The sequence below is a fragment of the Marinomonas sp. G8-14 genome (genome assembly GCF_055808935.1).
The window spans coordinates 1,194,929-1,210,710 of the sequence record NZ_CM147891.1; the positions used below are offsets into that span (position 1 = coordinate 1,194,929).

At 42.9% G+C, this 15,782-nt stretch carries 16 protein-coding genes and 1 pseudogene; 8 read left to right on the forward strand and 9 right to left on the reverse strand.

What is annotated here, in order from left to right; genetic code table 11:
• Positions 1–4: 4 nt before the first annotated feature.
• Entirely contained in the window at positions 5–628 is a 624-nt protein-coding gene (gene lexA, locus AC0L6V_RS06075; protein WP_265221028.1) for a transcriptional repressor LexA, read from the forward strand.
• Between the two features lie 75 nt (positions 629–703).
• Here the strand turns inward: lexA and AC0L6V_RS06080 are convergent, their stop codons facing one another.
• The 4 genes from AC0L6V_RS06080 to topA are packed head-to-tail and all read right to left on the reverse strand — an operon-like array spanning position 704 to position 4,066.
• Complete coding sequence (locus AC0L6V_RS06080; protein ID WP_265221027.1) at positions 704–970, reverse strand: hypothetical protein; 267 nt, start codon at positions 968–970, stop codon at positions 704–706.
• 2 nt (positions 971–972) lie between these two features.
• Complete coding sequence (locus AC0L6V_RS06085; RefSeq protein ID WP_418138848.1) at positions 973–1,206, reverse strand: hypothetical protein; 234 nt, start codon at positions 1,204–1,206, stop codon at positions 973–975.
• The gene (locus tag AC0L6V_RS06090; RefSeq protein ID WP_418138849.1) at positions 1,206–1,442 is read right to left on the reverse strand and encodes a hypothetical protein; all 237 of its coding nucleotides are present in this window, start codon (positions 1,440–1,442) and stop codon (positions 1,206–1,208) included. Before AC0L6V_RS06090 ends, AC0L6V_RS06085 begins: the two co-directional genes overlap by 1 nt.
• A complete protein-coding gene (topA, locus tag AC0L6V_RS06095) occupies positions 1,439–4,066 on the reverse strand; it encodes a type I DNA topoisomerase (protein ID WP_409419535.1) in 2,628 nt (875 codons plus the stop codon). The genes AC0L6V_RS06090 and topA overlap by 4 nt, the downstream gene beginning before the upstream one ends.
• Before the next feature lie 188 nt (positions 4,067–4,254).
• On the opposite strand from topA, the gene AC0L6V_RS06100 reads away from it, so the two are divergent.
• Entirely contained in the window at positions 4,255–5,016 is a 762-nt protein-coding gene (locus AC0L6V_RS06100) for a DNA topoisomerase I (RefSeq protein ID WP_418138850.1), read from the forward strand.
• 26 nt (positions 5,017–5,042) lie between these two features.
• On the opposite strand, the gene AC0L6V_RS06105 is transcribed toward AC0L6V_RS06100, so the two are convergent.
• Entirely contained in the window at positions 5,043–5,531 is a 489-nt protein-coding gene (locus AC0L6V_RS06105) for a hypothetical protein (RefSeq protein ID WP_409419537.1), read from the reverse strand.
• Between the two features lie 65 nt (positions 5,532–5,596).
• Here AC0L6V_RS06105 and AC0L6V_RS06110 point away from each other — a divergent pair, with 65 nt between their 5' ends.
• Complete coding sequence (locus AC0L6V_RS06110) at positions 5,597–6,031, forward strand: universal stress protein (protein WP_265221023.1); 435 nt, start codon at positions 5,597–5,599, stop codon at positions 6,029–6,031.
• Between the two features lie 98 nt (positions 6,032–6,129).
• Here the strand turns inward: AC0L6V_RS06110 and cysS are convergent, their stop codons facing one another.
• Both cysS and AC0L6V_RS06120 read right to left on the reverse strand, forming a co-directional pair.
• Positions 6,130–7,512, reverse strand: coding sequence for a cysteine--tRNA ligase (gene cysS, locus AC0L6V_RS06115; RefSeq protein WP_265221022.1), 1,383 nt, complete (start codon positions 7,510–7,512; stop codon positions 6,130–6,132).
• A gap of 4 nt (positions 7,513–7,516) precedes the next feature.
• Positions 7,517–9,192 (reverse strand): annotated as a pseudogene (locus AC0L6V_RS06120) (glutamine--tRNA ligase/YqeY domain fusion protein).
• Positions 9,193–9,724: 532 nt separating this feature from the next.
• On the opposite strand from AC0L6V_RS06120, the gene queC reads away from it, so the two are divergent.
• From queC to AC0L6V_RS06140, 4 genes are all read left to right on the forward strand, one after another.
• The gene (gene queC, locus AC0L6V_RS06125; protein WP_265221021.1) at positions 9,725–10,384 is read left to right on the forward strand and encodes a 7-cyano-7-deazaguanine synthase QueC; all 660 of its coding nucleotides are present in this window, start codon (positions 9,725–9,727) and stop codon (positions 10,382–10,384) included.
• A 159-nt stretch (positions 10,385–10,543) separates the two neighbouring features.
• On the forward strand, positions 10,544–11,194 hold the full coding sequence (gene queE, locus AC0L6V_RS06130; RefSeq protein ID WP_265221020.1) for a 7-carboxy-7-deazaguanine synthase: 651 nt from the start codon (positions 10,544–10,546) through the stop codon (positions 11,192–11,194).
• Between the two features lie 40 nt (positions 11,195–11,234).
• Entirely contained in the window at positions 11,235–11,738 is a 504-nt protein-coding gene (locus AC0L6V_RS06135) for a peptidylprolyl isomerase (RefSeq protein ID WP_111607821.1), read from the forward strand.
• Positions 11,738–12,517 (forward strand): UDP-2,3-diacylglucosamine diphosphatase, encoded by a 780-nt coding sequence (locus AC0L6V_RS06140; RefSeq protein WP_265221019.1) that lies wholly within the window; start codon positions 11,738–11,740, stop codon positions 12,515–12,517. Before AC0L6V_RS06135 ends, AC0L6V_RS06140 begins: the two co-directional genes overlap by 1 nt.
• A gap of 135 nt (positions 12,518–12,652) precedes the next feature.
• On the opposite strand, the gene AC0L6V_RS06145 is transcribed toward AC0L6V_RS06140, so the two are convergent.
• Both AC0L6V_RS06145 and AC0L6V_RS06150 read right to left on the reverse strand, forming a co-directional pair.
• Positions 12,653–12,967: a hypothetical protein gene (locus AC0L6V_RS06145; protein WP_265221018.1), complete on the reverse strand. Its 315-nt coding sequence runs from the start codon at positions 12,965–12,967 to the stop codon at positions 12,653–12,655.
• Positions 12,968–13,100: 133 nt separating this feature from the next.
• A complete protein-coding gene (locus AC0L6V_RS06150) occupies positions 13,101–13,712 on the reverse strand; it encodes a MiaE family protein (protein WP_265221017.1) in 612 nt (203 codons plus the stop codon).
• A gap of 88 nt (positions 13,713–13,800) precedes the next feature.
• On the opposite strand from AC0L6V_RS06150, the gene AC0L6V_RS06155 reads away from it, so the two are divergent.
• A complete protein-coding gene (locus tag AC0L6V_RS06155; RefSeq protein ID WP_265221016.1) occupies positions 13,801–15,555 on the forward strand; it encodes a formylglycine-generating enzyme family protein in 1,755 nt (584 codons plus the stop codon).
• Positions 15,556–15,782: the final 227 nt, after the last annotated feature.

The following is a 15,782-nucleotide window of genomic DNA, read 5'->3' on the forward strand; positions in this document are numbered from 1 at the left end:
ACTTATGATTAAACTAACCAAAAGACAATCTGACGTACTAGAAACCATTCGCGAATTTATTGGTGAAACAGGGTTTCCGCCAACGAGAGCAGAAATAGCGCACCGATTAGGGTTTAAATCCCCTAATGCGGCTGAAGAGCATCTCAAAGCCTTATGCAAAAAAGGCGCAATTGAAATGCTGTCTGGCGCCTCAAGAGGGATACGCTTAGTTGAGCGAGCTTCTAATGACGATCTAACAGAAGACCTTGGCCTACCTGTCATTGGCAAAGTTGCTGCTGGCTATCCTATTTTAGCCCAAGAGAACATCGCCTCACACGTGAACATACCTGCCAGCATGTTTTCTCCACAAGCAGATTATTTCTTGTCTGTATCAGGAACCAGCATGAAAAATATCGGCATCATGGAAGGTGATCTACTCGCCGTACATAAAACAACCACAGTCCGTAATGGACAAATAGTGGTTGCACGCATTGGCGATGAAGTCACCGTTAAACGCTTTGAACAAAATGGCAAAATTGTTCGACTAATTCCTGAAAACGAAGAGTTTACTGACATCATCGTTGACCTTGAAAGCGAAGACTTTGCGATAGAAGGCTTATCCGTTGGCGTGATTCGACAAGGTATTTAAACGCTCTTCAATGCACAAATAAAAAAGCGAAGCTTAAGCATCGCTTTTTTATTTGTGCTTATACTCGCTCACAAACTAATGCAGAATTTTTGGTCGAAATTCCTCATCATCAAGATAATCTGAATCTTCATCAAAGAAGGCGTCTTCAGAATAAACAAAATCAATGCCCGCGTGAAACATGCATTTTGCCAACTCAAAATAACGATTCTTTAGATAAGATCGAGTATCATCCAGGATCTGCAATATTGCCAAAGGAACGGTTTCCTCACCATCCTCGCTGGCTGGACGAAGCACGATATCACCATTCTCCAGCTCAACAATTTCTAGGTAGGACTCTTTCATATTCAATACTCTGATGACTCTTCTCTAAAACGCAAAACCAACTCAACCAATTTGGTTAAATAAAAACTCACAGATGCTCCGTTATCACTACCGCGACCAATCAAATTATCGCTTTGAACCGGAGAAGACAAAGAGCCACGACATTCAAATTGCACCAAATAAGCTTGATTCAGCTGAGAACACCAAGACTCGGGGCGTGAAAACAAATCCGCCAGCTCAGTCAGCACCGGAACCATTATCTGTTTTTTTCAGCTTCGCGTAGCATGCTAGGCACATCTAAAGAACCAGATAATGAATACGTCGTCGACACTTCTTTTAACAAACCATTCAGCGCGCTTCTTAACTGAAAAATCGCTGAACTTTCCAGGCCGACATTAAGCCATGCTTCTTCACTGATTTGACTTTGCTGAATAAAGCGTCTTGCCGTATCCAGCTTTTGGTTTGTCAAACTTGCCAAGGTAACACCGCTCATTTTTTCTTACCTTCTTCAATCACCCATTTAGAGCCAACATAAAATGCCTTCCAACCAGTTGGCTTACCTTCCTCTTCCGTCATGACGTATTGCTCTTTTGTCTTACGACTGTAACGAATAATAGCAGGACGACCTTCAGGGTCTTTCTTTGGTGCATCCGCAAAAAAGTGATATTTAGGATCAATCTGATCCATGTAAGGCAGCAATTCTTCCACTAAAGGCGCACGTGTCTCACGTTTACGCGGGAATTGGCTTGCAGCTAAAAATAAGCCCGTCGCCCCATCACGTAACACATAATGATCCTCAACCTTCTGGCAAGCCAAATCTGGCATAGGCACAGGATCCATCTTAGGTGGCGCAGCTTCGCCATTTTTAAGAAGCTTACGAGTGTTTTTACAGCTCTCATTAGTACAACCGAAATACTTACCAAAACGACCTGTCTTAAGTTGCATTTCAGAGCCACACTTGTCGCACTCAAGGGTAGGACCATCGTATCCCTTAATTTTAAAGGAGCCCTTCTCTACCTCGTAACCAGAACAGGACGGATTGTTACCACAAACATGCAACTTACGGTTTTCATCCATCAAATAGCTATCCATGGCCGAGCCACAGATCTGACAGCGATGTTTATTAATAAGCGCTTTAGATTCACCTTCTTCATCATCAACAGCAATAACCTCATCACCACGAATAAGGTTAATGGTTGCTTTACAGCGCTCTTTTGGCGGCAAAGCGTAGCCTGAACATGACAAGAACACTCCTGTACTGGCTGTACGAATCTGCATCGGACGAGAGCATGTTGGACACGCAATATCCGTCGGCGTCGGCTCATTGAGCATCATACCACCATCAGGCGACTCCGCTTTAGCCAGTACCGTACTAAAATCTTTATAAAACGCATTCAGTGTTTTAATCCAATCTTTATGACCTTCAGCAATATCGTCTAATTGCTCTTCCATTTGTGCCGTAAAACTAAAATTCATCAAGGAACTGAAGCTATCCACCAAACGCTCAGTGACAATATCTCCCATTTTTTCGGCATAAAAACGGCGATTTTCAACCCGAACATAACCACGATCTTGAATGGTAGAAATGATAGAAGCATATGTTGAAGGTCGACCAATACCACGTTTCTCAAGCTCTTTCACCAAACTGGCTTCGCTAAAGCGAGCAACTGGTTTAGTAAAATGCTGCTCAGGCAAAAGCTCTTTAAGATCCAGGTATTCTCCCTGACCAACATCCGGAAGAATATTGTCTTCCCCTTTTTTAGCCACGGTATGCATTGCACGCGTATAACCGTCAAAACGTAAGATTCGCCCTTTGGCTTTAAATTCATAATCCCCAGAAGTAACCGTAATCGTTGTTGACGTATATTCTGCAGGCGTCATTTGACACGCCATAAACTGACTACGGATCAGGTCGTACAAACGATGAGCGTCCTTCTCCATGCCTTGTAAATCATCAACACGAACGGTGACGTCAGAAGGACGAATGGCTTCATGGGCCTCTTGCGCGCCTTCTTTACTGCTATAACGAATCGGCTCTTCAGGCAAATACGCTTCACCAAAATTAGACAGTATATAACCTCTTAATGCCTCGACTGCATCGACACTCAAATTCGTCGAGTCAGTACGCATATACGTAATATAACCACCTTCATACAGACGCTGAGCAAGCATCATGGTCTTTTTAACGCCATAACCTAAACGTGTACTTGCCGCTTGTTGCAACGTAGACGTAATGAAAGGCGCAGAAGGCTTGCTGCTTGTCGGTTTGTCTTCTCGGCTGCTAACCAGATATTTAGCATCAATCAAACGTGCAACATGCTCATCAGATTGCGCCTTATTAACGGGACGATATTCTTTATCTTGATATTTCGCCGCCTCGAATTTGATCACCTCCTTCGAAGGCGTCGCTAGCATTGCATCAAGTTCCCAAAACTCATCAGGAACAAATGCACGAATCTCTTTTTCACGCTCTACAATCAAGCGCACAGCCACAGACTGAACACGACCCGCAGAGAGCCCTCTGGCCACTTTTGCCCAAAGCAAAGGCGACACCATAAAGCCAACTACACGATCCAAGAAACGACGCGCTTGCTGCGCATTGACTCGGTTCATATCCAATTCAGATGGCGTTTCAAACGCCGCTTTTATGGCTTTTTTAGTAATTTCGTTAAAAACGACGCGCTTATAACGACTATCATCGCCACCAATAGCTTCACGCAAATGCCAAGCAATCGCCTCCCCCTCTCTATCCAAATCGGTTGCGAGATAGATGGTGTCAGCATTCTTAGCAAGTCGTTTTAATTCATCGACAACTTTTTCTTTACCCGGCAAAATTTCATAGTGCGCTTTCCAGTTATGTTCTGGATCCACACCCATTCTAGAAATTAACTGTTGACGGGATTTACTACTTTTATACTCAAGTTTTTCTTCTGGACTCATCTTACGTGTCAAAGCAGCTTGCTTTGCGCGCTCTTGAGGCGTAGAGGTGGCAGTTGTACCAGTTGGCAAATCTCGAATGTGTCCTACACTCGATTTGACAATAAAGTCGTTGCCTAGGTATTTGTTGATGGTTTTCGCCTTAGCCGGCGATTCCACGATAACCAGTGATTTTCCCATTGAACTGTGTAAGCCTTTTAATAAAGTAGGTCTGCAAATCCACGTTGCACGAAGTTTCATCTCTAGGGGCGCTGATATTAAGCAAACACCTTTTATATGACAAGCGATCCCTGTATTGTTTCACATTAAATCTTGCTGAACTTAGTATTTCTTATTTAACATACTGAATTCATTGCTTAAGGACAATCATGGCTACCCTTCAAATATTAACAATTGCATTTTTGATCATCATTGTGCTTTTGTCTGTTGTTATTGGATCACGTGCACACCAAAAAGAAAAAGAAATTACGCAGCGACGCGTTAAACAACTACAACTATCTAATCGAGCAGATCGTGCTGAGCAACATATCCGCGGTTTAAGAGATATTAACACAGACACCATCGCGACGGATGTGCTTTATGACTTCTATCTAGACACACTTCGCGAGCTTCTGCAATATTCCGACGACCCAGAGAAAATAGAAATTCGTATCGCCACTGCCGAAGAAAACCGTAATAATGACCCACATACATTTAACCCGGAACCAGAGCTATTCAGCTTTCAGGAAAAAACCAATTATAGAGAACGCCTAACAAAACTGGCAAAAATGTTACTCTATCTTCGTCGAAAAGGCCGCATCAGCCATTCGCATTACCAAGCATGCTATGAGTATCTACGCTGGCTCAACCTATGGATTCAATTGAATCGCCAAATAGTTCAAGCCAATAAAAACTTTGCCAGTGGCGACATGCGCGTTGCTCAAACGCTTTATGGTGTCATTCTGTCACACCTTAAATCCGATGCGACAGAGCGCCCCGAAAAAAATGCGTTAAAAAACTTTGTTACGGATCGAATTCGGCAAATTTTATCACCTAAAATTGAAGCCATGAAGGACAGCGACAATCCAGAAGAAGTACTAAGCGAACTGATACACAATTTAGACACGCATAAAAAAACTAATCGGCGCTAAAAATCCTCCCCTAACAGGGACTGCTTTTAAGTATTGACGGTTTTCAATTCTGCCAATGAAAAAATCAACGTTGTCAGCGCCGCTAGCGCCTCTTCATCTCCGGCTTCACTCCAATACAATGCGACATACTCTGGGGTAATTTTTACCGCAGTGAGCAAGTGACCATAACGTTCCAATGTATTTTTAGATGCGCTATTCAATTCAAAAAATTTACTAGACCACCACCCATCAGCCAAGGCATGATATTTCCATACCTCGAAAGGTAATAACAAAAGCTGCGGCGGCAAAGTAGCAATAGGCTTTAAACGATAAAAAGAATAAGCGATTGTTTTTTGTCGGTTGATTGACTTATCCCACTTGTCAGGAAGGTCAATTGATGTAAGCTGAACGGTAAGACCCAGCTTTCGAGCATGCATACGTAATGCCATGCGTTGACGCTCTTTTTTATGTGGCATGATCCATAATGCCGACCCCATTAATGATAGTGTAATAAAAATAACAATAAGAGCAGTCATATTTTCATGTCTCTCGAGTTTTCAACTAAAATAAGTTAATCAAGCCAATTTTTTGGAGGTGTTCTATGATGTATAACAGAATTCTACTCGCTGTTGATCTAACCGATGAAAGCATTAAGGTTGCCAATAAGGCTGTCGCATTATGCAAAGCAACTGGCGCTGAACTGACCATACTCCATGTCATTGAGTCCTTAAACTATGCCTACGGCGGCGATGTGCCAATCGACATAACGGATATTCAAGCACAATTGCAAGAAACCGCTAAAGAACGTATCGCCATCCTAGAGGCCCAGCTCGATATTCCTGTTAGCGAGAGCTGCATTTCCCAAGGCGGCATAGAAAGCGAAATACACCGCATTGCCGAAGAAAAAAGAGTCGATCTTATTGTGGTAGGTAGCCATGGCCGTCATGGACTAGCACTTTTATTAGGCTCTACTGCCAACGGCGTACTTCATGGCGCACCGTGCGACGTACTGGCCGTCAAAGTTGTGAAAGACTAAACCAATAACGTAAACAATAAACCAATAAAAAGGCGATGCAACCATCGCCTTTTTCTTTATTTTAGCCCACTCTTTTGTTCGACTTTTGCGAAAGACGCTTAATGCCTAGTCCAAGTTGTTCCTTCACGACTATCCAAAAGCTCAATACCTTGACTGGCTAATTCATCACGAATCTCATCACCGCGCGCAAAATTTTTGTCTTTTCGCGCCTGCGCTCTTTCATCAATCAAAGCCTGTATTGCTGCTTCGCTCAGCCCTTCGGACACCGTACTATTTTGCAAAAAGTATTCTGGATCTTGGTGAAGCAATCCAAGCAATTCCGCCAAAGAACGTAATTCCGCAGCCAATTTTGATGCTTTATCCGCGTCCTCAGTTTTCGCTTTATTTAAATCTCGAACCAATTCAAACAAAACAGAAACCGCCACAGCGGTATTAAAATCATCCTTCATTGCTTCTTCGAACCGAGCAGTAAATTCTGTCGATACATAGGATTCTGCAATAGGCTGATGACGCAATGCCGTATAAAGACGCTCTAACGCCACTTTTGCATCATGCAAACTTTGATCTGAATAATCAATGGCACTGCGGTACTGACTAGACACCATCAGGTAGCGAACCACCTCAGGATTAAACTTGGCCAATACATCACGCACCGTGAAGAAGTTACCCAAAGACTTGGACATCTTTTCGTTATTCACACGAACCGCACCACAATGCATCCAGTAGTTAACATAGTCCTTACCGGTTGCCGCTTCTGACTGAGCAATTTCATTTTCATGGTGTGGAAACTTAAGGTCAGGACCGCCACCATGAATATCAAAGTGACTACCCAGGCAATTAGTCGACATGGCAGAACATTCAATGTGCCAACCAGGACGACCATCCCCCCAAGGTGAAGGCCAAGACACTTCGCCAGCTTTCGCTTGTTTCCACAACACGAAATCTGCTGGATGCTCTTTTGCCACCTCGACATCAATTCGAGCACCAGCCAACATATCTTCAAGTTTGCGGTTATTTAATTTGCCGTAATCTTTGAATTTAGTCGCTCGATAATAAACGTCGCCAGAAGTGCCATGATAAGCAAAACCTTTATCAATAAGGATTTGCACCATATCAATAATTTCTTGCATAAACTCAGTGGCTTTCGGCTCACGGTCTGGCATTTTGTTTCCAAGACGCAGTTCATCTTCGCGCTGTGCCGTAATCATTCGCTCAGTCAAAGACTGGGTTGATTCATTATTCTCTTCAGCACGTTTGATGATCTTGTCATCAACATCCGTAATGTTACGAACATAATTCAGCTCATAACCAAGATGACGAATAAAACGCGAAATAACGTCAAAGGAAATCATCGCGCGTGCATGCCCAATGTGACAAAAGTCATAGACGGTATTGCCACAGACATACATGCCGACTTTGCCTTCAACAATAGGTTTGAAAACTTCTTTTTTACCACTGAGGGTATTATAAATCTTCAGCATGCGCTTAATTTCCTTTTGCTTCGATCTTTGCCCAAGAGTCACGCAATGTTACCGTACGGTTAAATACTAAACCGTCTTCTTTTAAATCTCGGCAGAAATACCCTTCACGCTCGAACTGGAAGCTCTGACCTTTATCAGACGTCATCAATGAAGGCTCAACTTTGGCATTGGTTAGCACAGTCAAAGAATCTGGATTGATAAAGTCCAAAAAGGTTTTATCTTCATAATTGGCATCCGGCGCCTCATTGACAAACAAACGATCATAAAGATTCACGGTCGCGTCTACAGCGTGCTTAGCGCTCACCCAATGAATAACACCTTTTGGTTTGTAGTCTTCTGGATTTACACCAAGTGTTTTCTCATCGTAGCGACATAAGAGCCTCTACCACTTCACCCGCTTCATTCTTAATTGCTTCATCACAAATAATGACGTAGCCACCACGAAGGCGAACCGCACCATCCAGTGTCAAACGTTTCCATTTGCGAGGTGGCACTTCAGCAAAATCGGCCGCATCTATGTACAGCTCTTTACTAAATGGCACTTCACGAGTACCCGCTTCTTCGTTTTTTGGATGATTGCCAACCGTGAAGATTTCTTCTTTGTCTGCCGGATAGTTGGTCAAGGTCACCTTAATTGGATTTAACACCACCATGACACGATTTGCGCTTGCATCCAAATCTTCACGAATGGCGTGTTCTAGCATACCAACATCCACAACACCGTCAGATTTGGTCACCCCAATACGCTCACAGAAATTTCGAATAGACAACGCCGTGTAACCACGACGACGCAGACCAGAAATCGTTGGCATACGAGGGTCGTCCCAGCCATGAACATGTTTGTCATCCACTAGTTGCTTAAGCTTACGCTTACTCGTCACTGTGTAGTTTAAGTTCAAACGCGCGAATTCAATTTGCTGCGGATGCGCTGTATTTAATGTTTCTAGAACCCAATCATATAATGGTCGGTGATCTTGGAATTCCAGCGTACAAACAGAATGCGTAATATTTTCCAATGCATCGGACAAGCAATGCGTAAAGTCATACATTGGGTACACGCACCACTTATCACCCGTTTGGTGATGGTGTACATGACGAACGCGATAAATGATCGGATCACGCATATTTATGTTTGGGACTCGCCATATCAATCTTGGCTCGCAGAACCACTTCGCCATCTTTATACTTACCGTTTTTCATGTCCATAAAGATAGCCATGTTTTCTTCAACGGTACGATCACGGAATGGGCTGTTTTTACCAGGCTCCTTTAATGTGCCACGGTATTCACGCATCTGCTCTGCGTTTAACTCACAAGCATAGGCTTTGCCTGCTTGAATGAGCTGTACCGCAAAATCAAATAACTCGTCGAAATAATCCGAGGCAAATTTAGGCTCGCCGCTCCATTGAAAACCAAGCCATTCCACATCACGTTTAATAGACTCTATGTATTCAACACTTTCCTTCTCAGGGTTGGTGTCATCAAAACGTAGATTACATTGACCGTTGTAACGCTGCGCTAAGCCGAAATTAAGGCAAATAGATTTCGCATGACCAATGTGTAAGTAGCCATTTGGTTCAGGTGGAAAGCGAGTAAGAACCTTACCGCCATGTTTACCTGATTCGTTATCTTTATCAATGATTTGGGTAATGAAATTACCTGGTTTAGACGTTTCTGACATGTTTGATGTAAGTCCCGATAAGTGTTGGTCTAACAATATTGTTACTTTGATCGGTAAGTATATAGTATTTAGGTTTGCATAGGATATTGAGCAGAAAATCTTTTCGGTCTTTTTCTGTTTTTTTTATAATGAAAATCCGTATTTCGCCACGAAAAAAACCAGAACGTCCACTAGAATAGTTAACAATTGCTGCTGACGCCAAATACCCACGATAAAAGCCGCTAACGCACCAAGCAACCAAGGATTTGATAACGAAAATCCATATGCTGATTCGGCATCAAAATCATCGGCGTGATGATGGCCATCAAAACGGAGACAGCGACCTAATCAACACACAGAAAGCCGAAAGAGTGGCATTATAGGTGACGGCACACAAAGATGGAAATTGACTGTAAGCCCTTATCTTTACTCTAGCCCTTTATACTTTCTTATGCAGAGTTTCCTAGTTTGGTATCTCGCGCTTCTGTTATACTCCAACGCTTTATTAACCTGGTCTTTTTTCATTCAAAAAGACCTTTACGAGGACACAAACATGTCTGAAAAAGCCGTCGTGGTATATTCAGGAGGAATGGATTCTTTTACTGTTCTGAATACGGCCATTCAAAACGGATTGGATGTTTACGCTTTATCCTTTAACTATGGGCAAAAGCACAGCAAAGAACTGGACGTGGCCACAAAGGTTTGTCGTGAATTGGGCATTTCCCATAAAGTGGTCGATATCACTGCCATTAATAGCTTAATGGCAAACTCTTCTTTGACCAGCGATGCTGAGATTCCAGAAGGCCATTACGAAGACGACAACATGAAGTCTACTGTCGTACCCAATCGCAATATGGTTCTGCTTTCTATGGCAATTGCCTATGCCGTTTCATTAGAAGCAGGCAAAGTCTATTACGGTGCGCACTCTGGCGATCATCATATCTATCCTGATTGCCGTCCAGAATTTGTGGAAGCCATGAACGCGGTATCTAAAATAGCCAACTATCAATCGGTGGAAATCGTCACACCGTTTTTGCATTCATCGAAAGGCGAGATTTTAAAAGCCGGATTGGCTATGAATCTTAACTATGCCAATACATGGACCTGTTACAATGGACGTGAAAAATCTTGTGGCAAATGTGGCGCTTGCTACGAACGTTTAGAAGCGTTTGCTGAACAAGGTAAAACAGATCCATTAGATTACGAGATCTAACCATTTAGCGGTACAAATAACTTAATTTCTGATTTTAGTGTGTTTGCTTTAGTGCTAATTGGTTTTTGTTCCACAAATGCCCAATTTAGTCATTAAATTTTCAACTAAAGTTATAACCCTTACCTCGACTGTTTTTCGAGATGTAACAGGTGTAACCAAATGTATTCTATTAAAGAAGCCTTTTATTCATTACAAGGCGAAGGCGCTCACGCTGGACGCCCTGCTCTATTTTGTCGTTTTACCGGCTGTAACTTATGGTCTGGTCTTGAAAAAACGCGCGCAAAATCCGAATGTCAATTCTGTGACACCGATTTTATTGGTACAGACGGGCAGCATGGCGGAAAATTTAACACCGCCGAACAATTACGCTCCCATATCGATGCTCTTTGGCCTGAAAACCAAGGACATAAATACGTTGTTTTTACGGGCGGTGAACCCGCCCTTCAACTCGACGATGAACTCATTTCTGAAATGAAACGTCACGGCTACACCATCGCCATTGAAACCAATGGCACAATGGCATTACCCCAAGGGATTGATTGGGTTTGTGTAAGCCCAAAAACAGCCAAACCTTTAGTGGTAACTAAAGGTGACGAACTCAAGCTGGTTTATCCGCAATCACATATCTCACCAGATTTATTTGAAAGCCTAGATTTTACACATTTTTACCTGCAACCAATGGACCAAAGCCACCTAACAGCTGATCAAATTCCACTCATTGACACCCAGCAAGCCACTTTGCACTATTGTTTATCGCATCCAAGGTGGCGTCTTAGCTTACAAACACATAAAATGCTCAACATTGATTAGATAAACGAAACTTTACTGTTCATTAAACAAGGAATCTTAAATGATTATTTTGCACACAAATCACGGTGACATTCACGTTGAACTGGATTACGAAAAAGCGCCAAAATCGGCAAAAAACTTTGAAGATTATGTGACTTCAGGCTTTTATAATGGTGTTATTTTTCACCGTGTTATCAATGGCTTCATGATTCAAGGCGGCGGTTTTGAGCCAGGCATGACACAAAAAGAGTCCCGCACGGCCATCGAGAACGAAGCTGACAACGGCCTAAAGAATGAAATTGGTACTTTAGCAATGGCTCGTACCATGGACCCTCACTCTGCTTCTGCACAGTTTTTCATCAACGTGGCAGACAATAGCTTCCTAAACCATCGCAGCAAGACACCTGACGGTTGGGGATACGCAGTATTTGGTAAGGTAACGGCCGGTATGGATGTCGTTAACAAAATCAAAGAAGTAAAAACGACAATGAAATCAGGTCACCAAGATGTGCCTGCTGAAGATGTCATCATCGAAAGTGCAGAATTGGTAAAAAGCGAAGGCTAATGATTCGTTATTTTATCTCAGATTTGCATTTGAGCGACAAACGTCCGGATCTTATCCGGGCGTTTGTTCAAATGACAAAAGACCTGATTGCTCGCCAAGAAGAAGCAGAACTGTATATTCTAGGTGATTTTTATGAAGCTTGGATCGGTGACGATTTCCAAGCCGATTGGAACACCCAAATAGAGAATGCGCTTCTTGAATTGACGCATTCGGGCATTAAACTGTATTTTCTGCATGGCAACAGAGATTTTCTCATTGGTCAAGAATGGTTATCTCGGGTTAATGCCTCTTTTATGCATGAACAAACACTGCTATCCATAAACGGAAACGCGGTCCTTCTCACCCACGGTGACGAATATTGTTTAGGAGATACAGAGTATCAAGCTTTTCGAACAACGGTTCGCTCCAAAACTTGGCAAGAACATGTTTTAGCCATGCCGTTAGAGCAACGTATCGCGCTTGCAGCACAGCTTCGCAATGATAGTAAATCCATGGCGACAGCAAAATCCATGGACATCATGGACGTTACGGAAAGCGCTGTAAAAACATCTTTGGAACACCACCATTGCAAAACGGTTATTCATGGACATACCCATCGTCCAGAAACCCATCAAGCAGACAACTACTTACGCTGTGTACTTGGTGACTGGGATAATGCTGTTTGGCTCGCTAGTATCGAAGGAAACATTTTTCGCCAATATCGCACTTCTGTGGAGAATTTTCTACAGCATGGACTGATTGGACTAAAAGAAATACACCGCGAAACCCTCACAAGATAGCCGTGAATGAGGTCATAACAGAAATCAAGCGCCTCAGTCAATAAGTTCGCCGAGGCGCTTTTAAATGAATATCGTAGCAAAAAATATCTTTTGAATATGCTCATCACCACATCCAGCTATACCCAAGACGCCGATTTAACGCTTTAACAGCTGCCGAACCCAGACCGTCTCTTCTAAATTACGAGATCGATTGAATTCTATGTTCCGGTTATGCAACATGGCCACTGCACGAAAAAAGGCATTATTGACAATGGCCGGGCTTAATTGAATGCCATAAGTTTGCCACCAATGCTGCTGCACTTTGCAAGTAAGCAGTTGATATAAAAAGTCCAGCTCTAAAGACCCCTTATACATCACATCCAAATCAACAACAGGATCTACTTTGGCAATCTCTAAGGCAAGCCAATAGGTAACATCTGGGAGGGTTTCGCTCTTATGTAGGCCCATCATATTTCTCCAGAGTATCGAGTAATACCATGAGGCTGTTGTCCACAGCGTGGACAACAAGGCCTCAAATATTAGTGTAGCAGCCTCTTAAAAACTCTCCATTTAAGTGAAGAAATAGATTGTGGAAATTTGTAACTTAATTAACGCTTGGAGGCCCGCTGTGCACACGAAATTCGACATCAGGCTCCGTAATTAACTGGCGCTCCAACTCTCTAAAAAAAGCAACACGATCATCAATTGCCTCGTTGGCATACTCCTGAGCAAGTTCAAGATAGTCTTCAAAATGACGCGCTTCCGATTTAAGCAAGGAGATATAAAACTTTGACAACTCTTCGTCTAAGTGAGGAGCCAATATAGCAAAGCGTTCGCAAGAACGTGCTTCAACAAAGGCACCGATAATTAACGTATCAACCAAGCGTGCAGGTTCATGAGTTCTAATATGCTTACGCATACCATCCGCATAACGTGATGCGGTTAGATGCTCATAAGCAATCCCTCTTTTGCGCATCAATTTGTGCACTTGCTCAAAATGCAACAGCTCTTCCCGAGCTAAACGGGACATTTTATGCAACAGGTTATCGCGATCCACATAGCGATACATTAGACTCATAGCCGTTGACGCGGCTTTTTTCTCACAATGAGCGTGATCATTTAACAGCAAGGTTTGATTCTCTATCGCCCAATTTACCCATGCTTCAGGAGATTTGCATGGAAGAAATTCAACAAGCTCTGGGTATGCAGATAACATTACTCTACCTTTTTGTGTTAAAAAACGTGATTATACCCTGTATTAAACACTTAGGCAGCAACGTCTTGATTTGGATATCAAATTCGTAATGAATGATTTTTATGACCCCCAAAAACTAAAGATTGGACAACATGTTGGTGTCGAACTCGACCCTTACGTTCTAAATTACCCAGTCGATAGCTCTAAAACCACTTGGGTCGCCGACCAAGGTGGGCGACCTTTTGTACTGCGTTTCTTCCAACCTAAAAAGGGTAAGGTTGAAGATTTTTTACAGAACGCAAGAAAATACGCCAGTGTAAAACACCCTGCGATCACCCCTAATTACCCTCCTTTTTATTCTAATTTATGGGTATTTTCATGCTCTGCTGTCTGTGGTGGAGAGAACTTATACAGCTTTTTAGGTAAATACCCGGATGGGGCACCACTCAATGTCGTCATCGGCTTGTTTGATAATATGGCGAAGGCTTTAGATCAGGTTCATAAAAATGGACTCTTTCACGGGCATCTAGATTTAAATTCCATCCATGTGGTCAATGGTTTGGGGGTAATGACAGGGTTTGGTTGTTACAATTGGATGAAGCGTATTGAAGAAACTGAAATGGATGTGCGCCTTTTTCCACCTGAATACTCAAAAAAAGAACAAAAACGCGCCCCTATCTCCGACAGTTTTGCCTTTATGAAACTGTTAATGGCAGCACTATTAGGAGAATCGATTCTTGATAAGGATTTTGCAACCAATCTACCTGATGCGCACCCCAATTTAAGTGATGCCACTTGGAGCCGCCTTCTTAAATGGAGCCGCGAAAGCGAGCGCCACAGACCAAAATCTCTGACCGAAGTCATTCAGATGCTGCGGGCAAACCTTTACAAACCCGAAGCTAACGCCAGCTCAAACACAAAACGCGCTATCAAGCGCTATATTCGCAATACGTCTTCGAAAACGATGATTATCGCTGGAGCATCACTGACTTCAGGAATCATTGCTGCAGTCGTTTTATGGCCAGAGCCTCGGCAAGAAGAAACGGTGAATGCGCCAACACCTGAACCAAAAGTAGAAGTGCGCACACCATTTGAAGCACTACCACAAACACTAGAAGAGCCACTCATCTCTGGCGGTACAGCTCCTAAGATAGAAAAAATCCCGCCGGCCACATTTATGATGGGGGATCAAAATAGAATAGGTGACGATAATGAAAAGCCGGTCCATGAAGTTGACATTCCCAATGGTTTTTTTATCAGTAAACATGAAGTGACCTTTGATCAATATGATCGATTTGCCAAAGCAACAGGACGTGACTTACCACCAGACAATGGATGGGGGCGCGGCCAACGTCCGGTCATTAACGTGAGTTGGTACGATGCTAAAGCCTATACTGCTTGGCTGTCTGAACAAACCAACGAAGAATATCGCCTCCCGACAGAAATAGAATGGGAATATTCTGCGCGTGCTGATTCCAGTACTGCTTTTTGGTATGGCAACAGCGTCAAACCGGGTTACAGTGTTTGTGACAGTTGCGGGAGTCAATGGGATGGCGTTTCTACAGCCCCCGTTGGCAGTCAGGCAAGTAATCCACTCGGCTTATTTGATATGCATGGCAACGTTGCTGAATGGGTAGAAGATTGTTATCACGACTCCTATGAAGGTGCGCCCAGTAAAAATCAAGTGTGGTTATCTGACCAGTGCGACAGTCGGGTTTTGCGCGGTGGATCTTGGTTTGACATTCCAAGAGTAGGTAGAAGTGCCACTCGATATCGAGCTGAGCCAACATTAAAAGCCAGTAATTGGGGTTTTAGAGTCGTACGTATTATTCAGCAACATGATGACATGCCTAAATCAGAATAATTCCGCTAAATGTCACCTATTCGAAATTGTTATGGCCTAGAGTAAGCCTTTAGTTCTTTTTTTATATAAAATAAGTGCAACAATAAATGGTAAAGATAGTGATTGGTTTGATTTGTTAAATCAAACCACGTTTTCTAACATTGCGACCGGTAAAGTCGAAAATGAAAGCCCAAGGGACTCAATATGCTAAACACATATTGTAGGCATTTCGAAAGACCTGTTTTAGA

Coding starts and splice junctions, on each gene's coding strand:
- AC0L6V_RS06140 (WP_265221019.1), top strand. CDS start 11,738: ATGATTCGTTATTTTATCTCAGATTTGCATTTGAGCGACAAACGTCCG.
- queC (WP_265221021.1), top strand. CDS start 9,725: ATGTCTGAAAAAGCCGTCGTGGTATATTCAGGAGGAATGGATTCTTTT.
- AC0L6V_RS06145 (WP_265221018.1), bottom strand. CDS start 12,967: ATGATGGGCCTACATAAGAGCGAAACCCTCCCAGATGTTACCTATTGG.
- AC0L6V_RS06085 (WP_418138848.1), bottom strand. CDS start 1,206: ATGGTTCCGGTGCTGACTGAGCTGGCGGATTTGTTTTCACGCCCCGAG.
- AC0L6V_RS06150 (WP_265221017.1), bottom strand. CDS start 13,712: ATGTTATCTGCATACCCAGAGCTTGTTGAATTTCTTCCATGCAAATCT.
- AC0L6V_RS06155 (WP_265221016.1), top strand. CDS start 13,801: ATGAATGATTTTTATGACCCCCAAAAACTAAAGATTGGACAACATGTT.
- topA (WP_409419535.1), bottom strand. CDS start 4,066: ATGGGAAAATCACTGGTTATCGTGGAATCGCCGGCTAAGGCGAAAACC.
- AC0L6V_RS06080 (WP_265221027.1), bottom strand. CDS start 970: ATGAAAGAGTCCTACCTAGAAATTGTTGAGCTGGAGAATGGTGATATC.
- AC0L6V_RS06110 (WP_265221023.1), top strand. CDS start 5,597: ATGATGTATAACAGAATTCTACTCGCTGTTGATCTAACCGATGAAAGC.
- AC0L6V_RS06090 (WP_418138849.1), bottom strand. CDS start 1,442: ATGAGCGGTGTTACCTTGGCAAGTTTGACAAACCAAAAGCTGGATACG.
- AC0L6V_RS06135 (WP_111607821.1), top strand. CDS start 11,235: ATGATTATTTTGCACACAAATCACGGTGACATTCACGTTGAACTGGAT.
- AC0L6V_RS06100 (WP_418138850.1), top strand. CDS start 4,255: ATGGCTACCCTTCAAATATTAACAATTGCATTTTTGATCATCATTGTG.
- AC0L6V_RS06105 (WP_409419537.1), bottom strand. CDS start 5,531: ATGACTGCTCTTATTGTTATTTTTATTACACTATCATTAATGGGGTCG.
- queE (WP_265221020.1), top strand. CDS start 10,544: ATGTATTCTATTAAAGAAGCCTTTTATTCATTACAAGGCGAAGGCGCT.
- cysS (WP_265221022.1), bottom strand. CDS start 7,512: ATGCTGAAGATTTATAATACCCTCAGTGGTAAAAAAGAAGTTTTCAAA.
- lexA (WP_265221028.1), top strand. CDS start 5: ATGATTAAACTAACCAAAAGACAATCTGACGTACTAGAAACCATTCGC.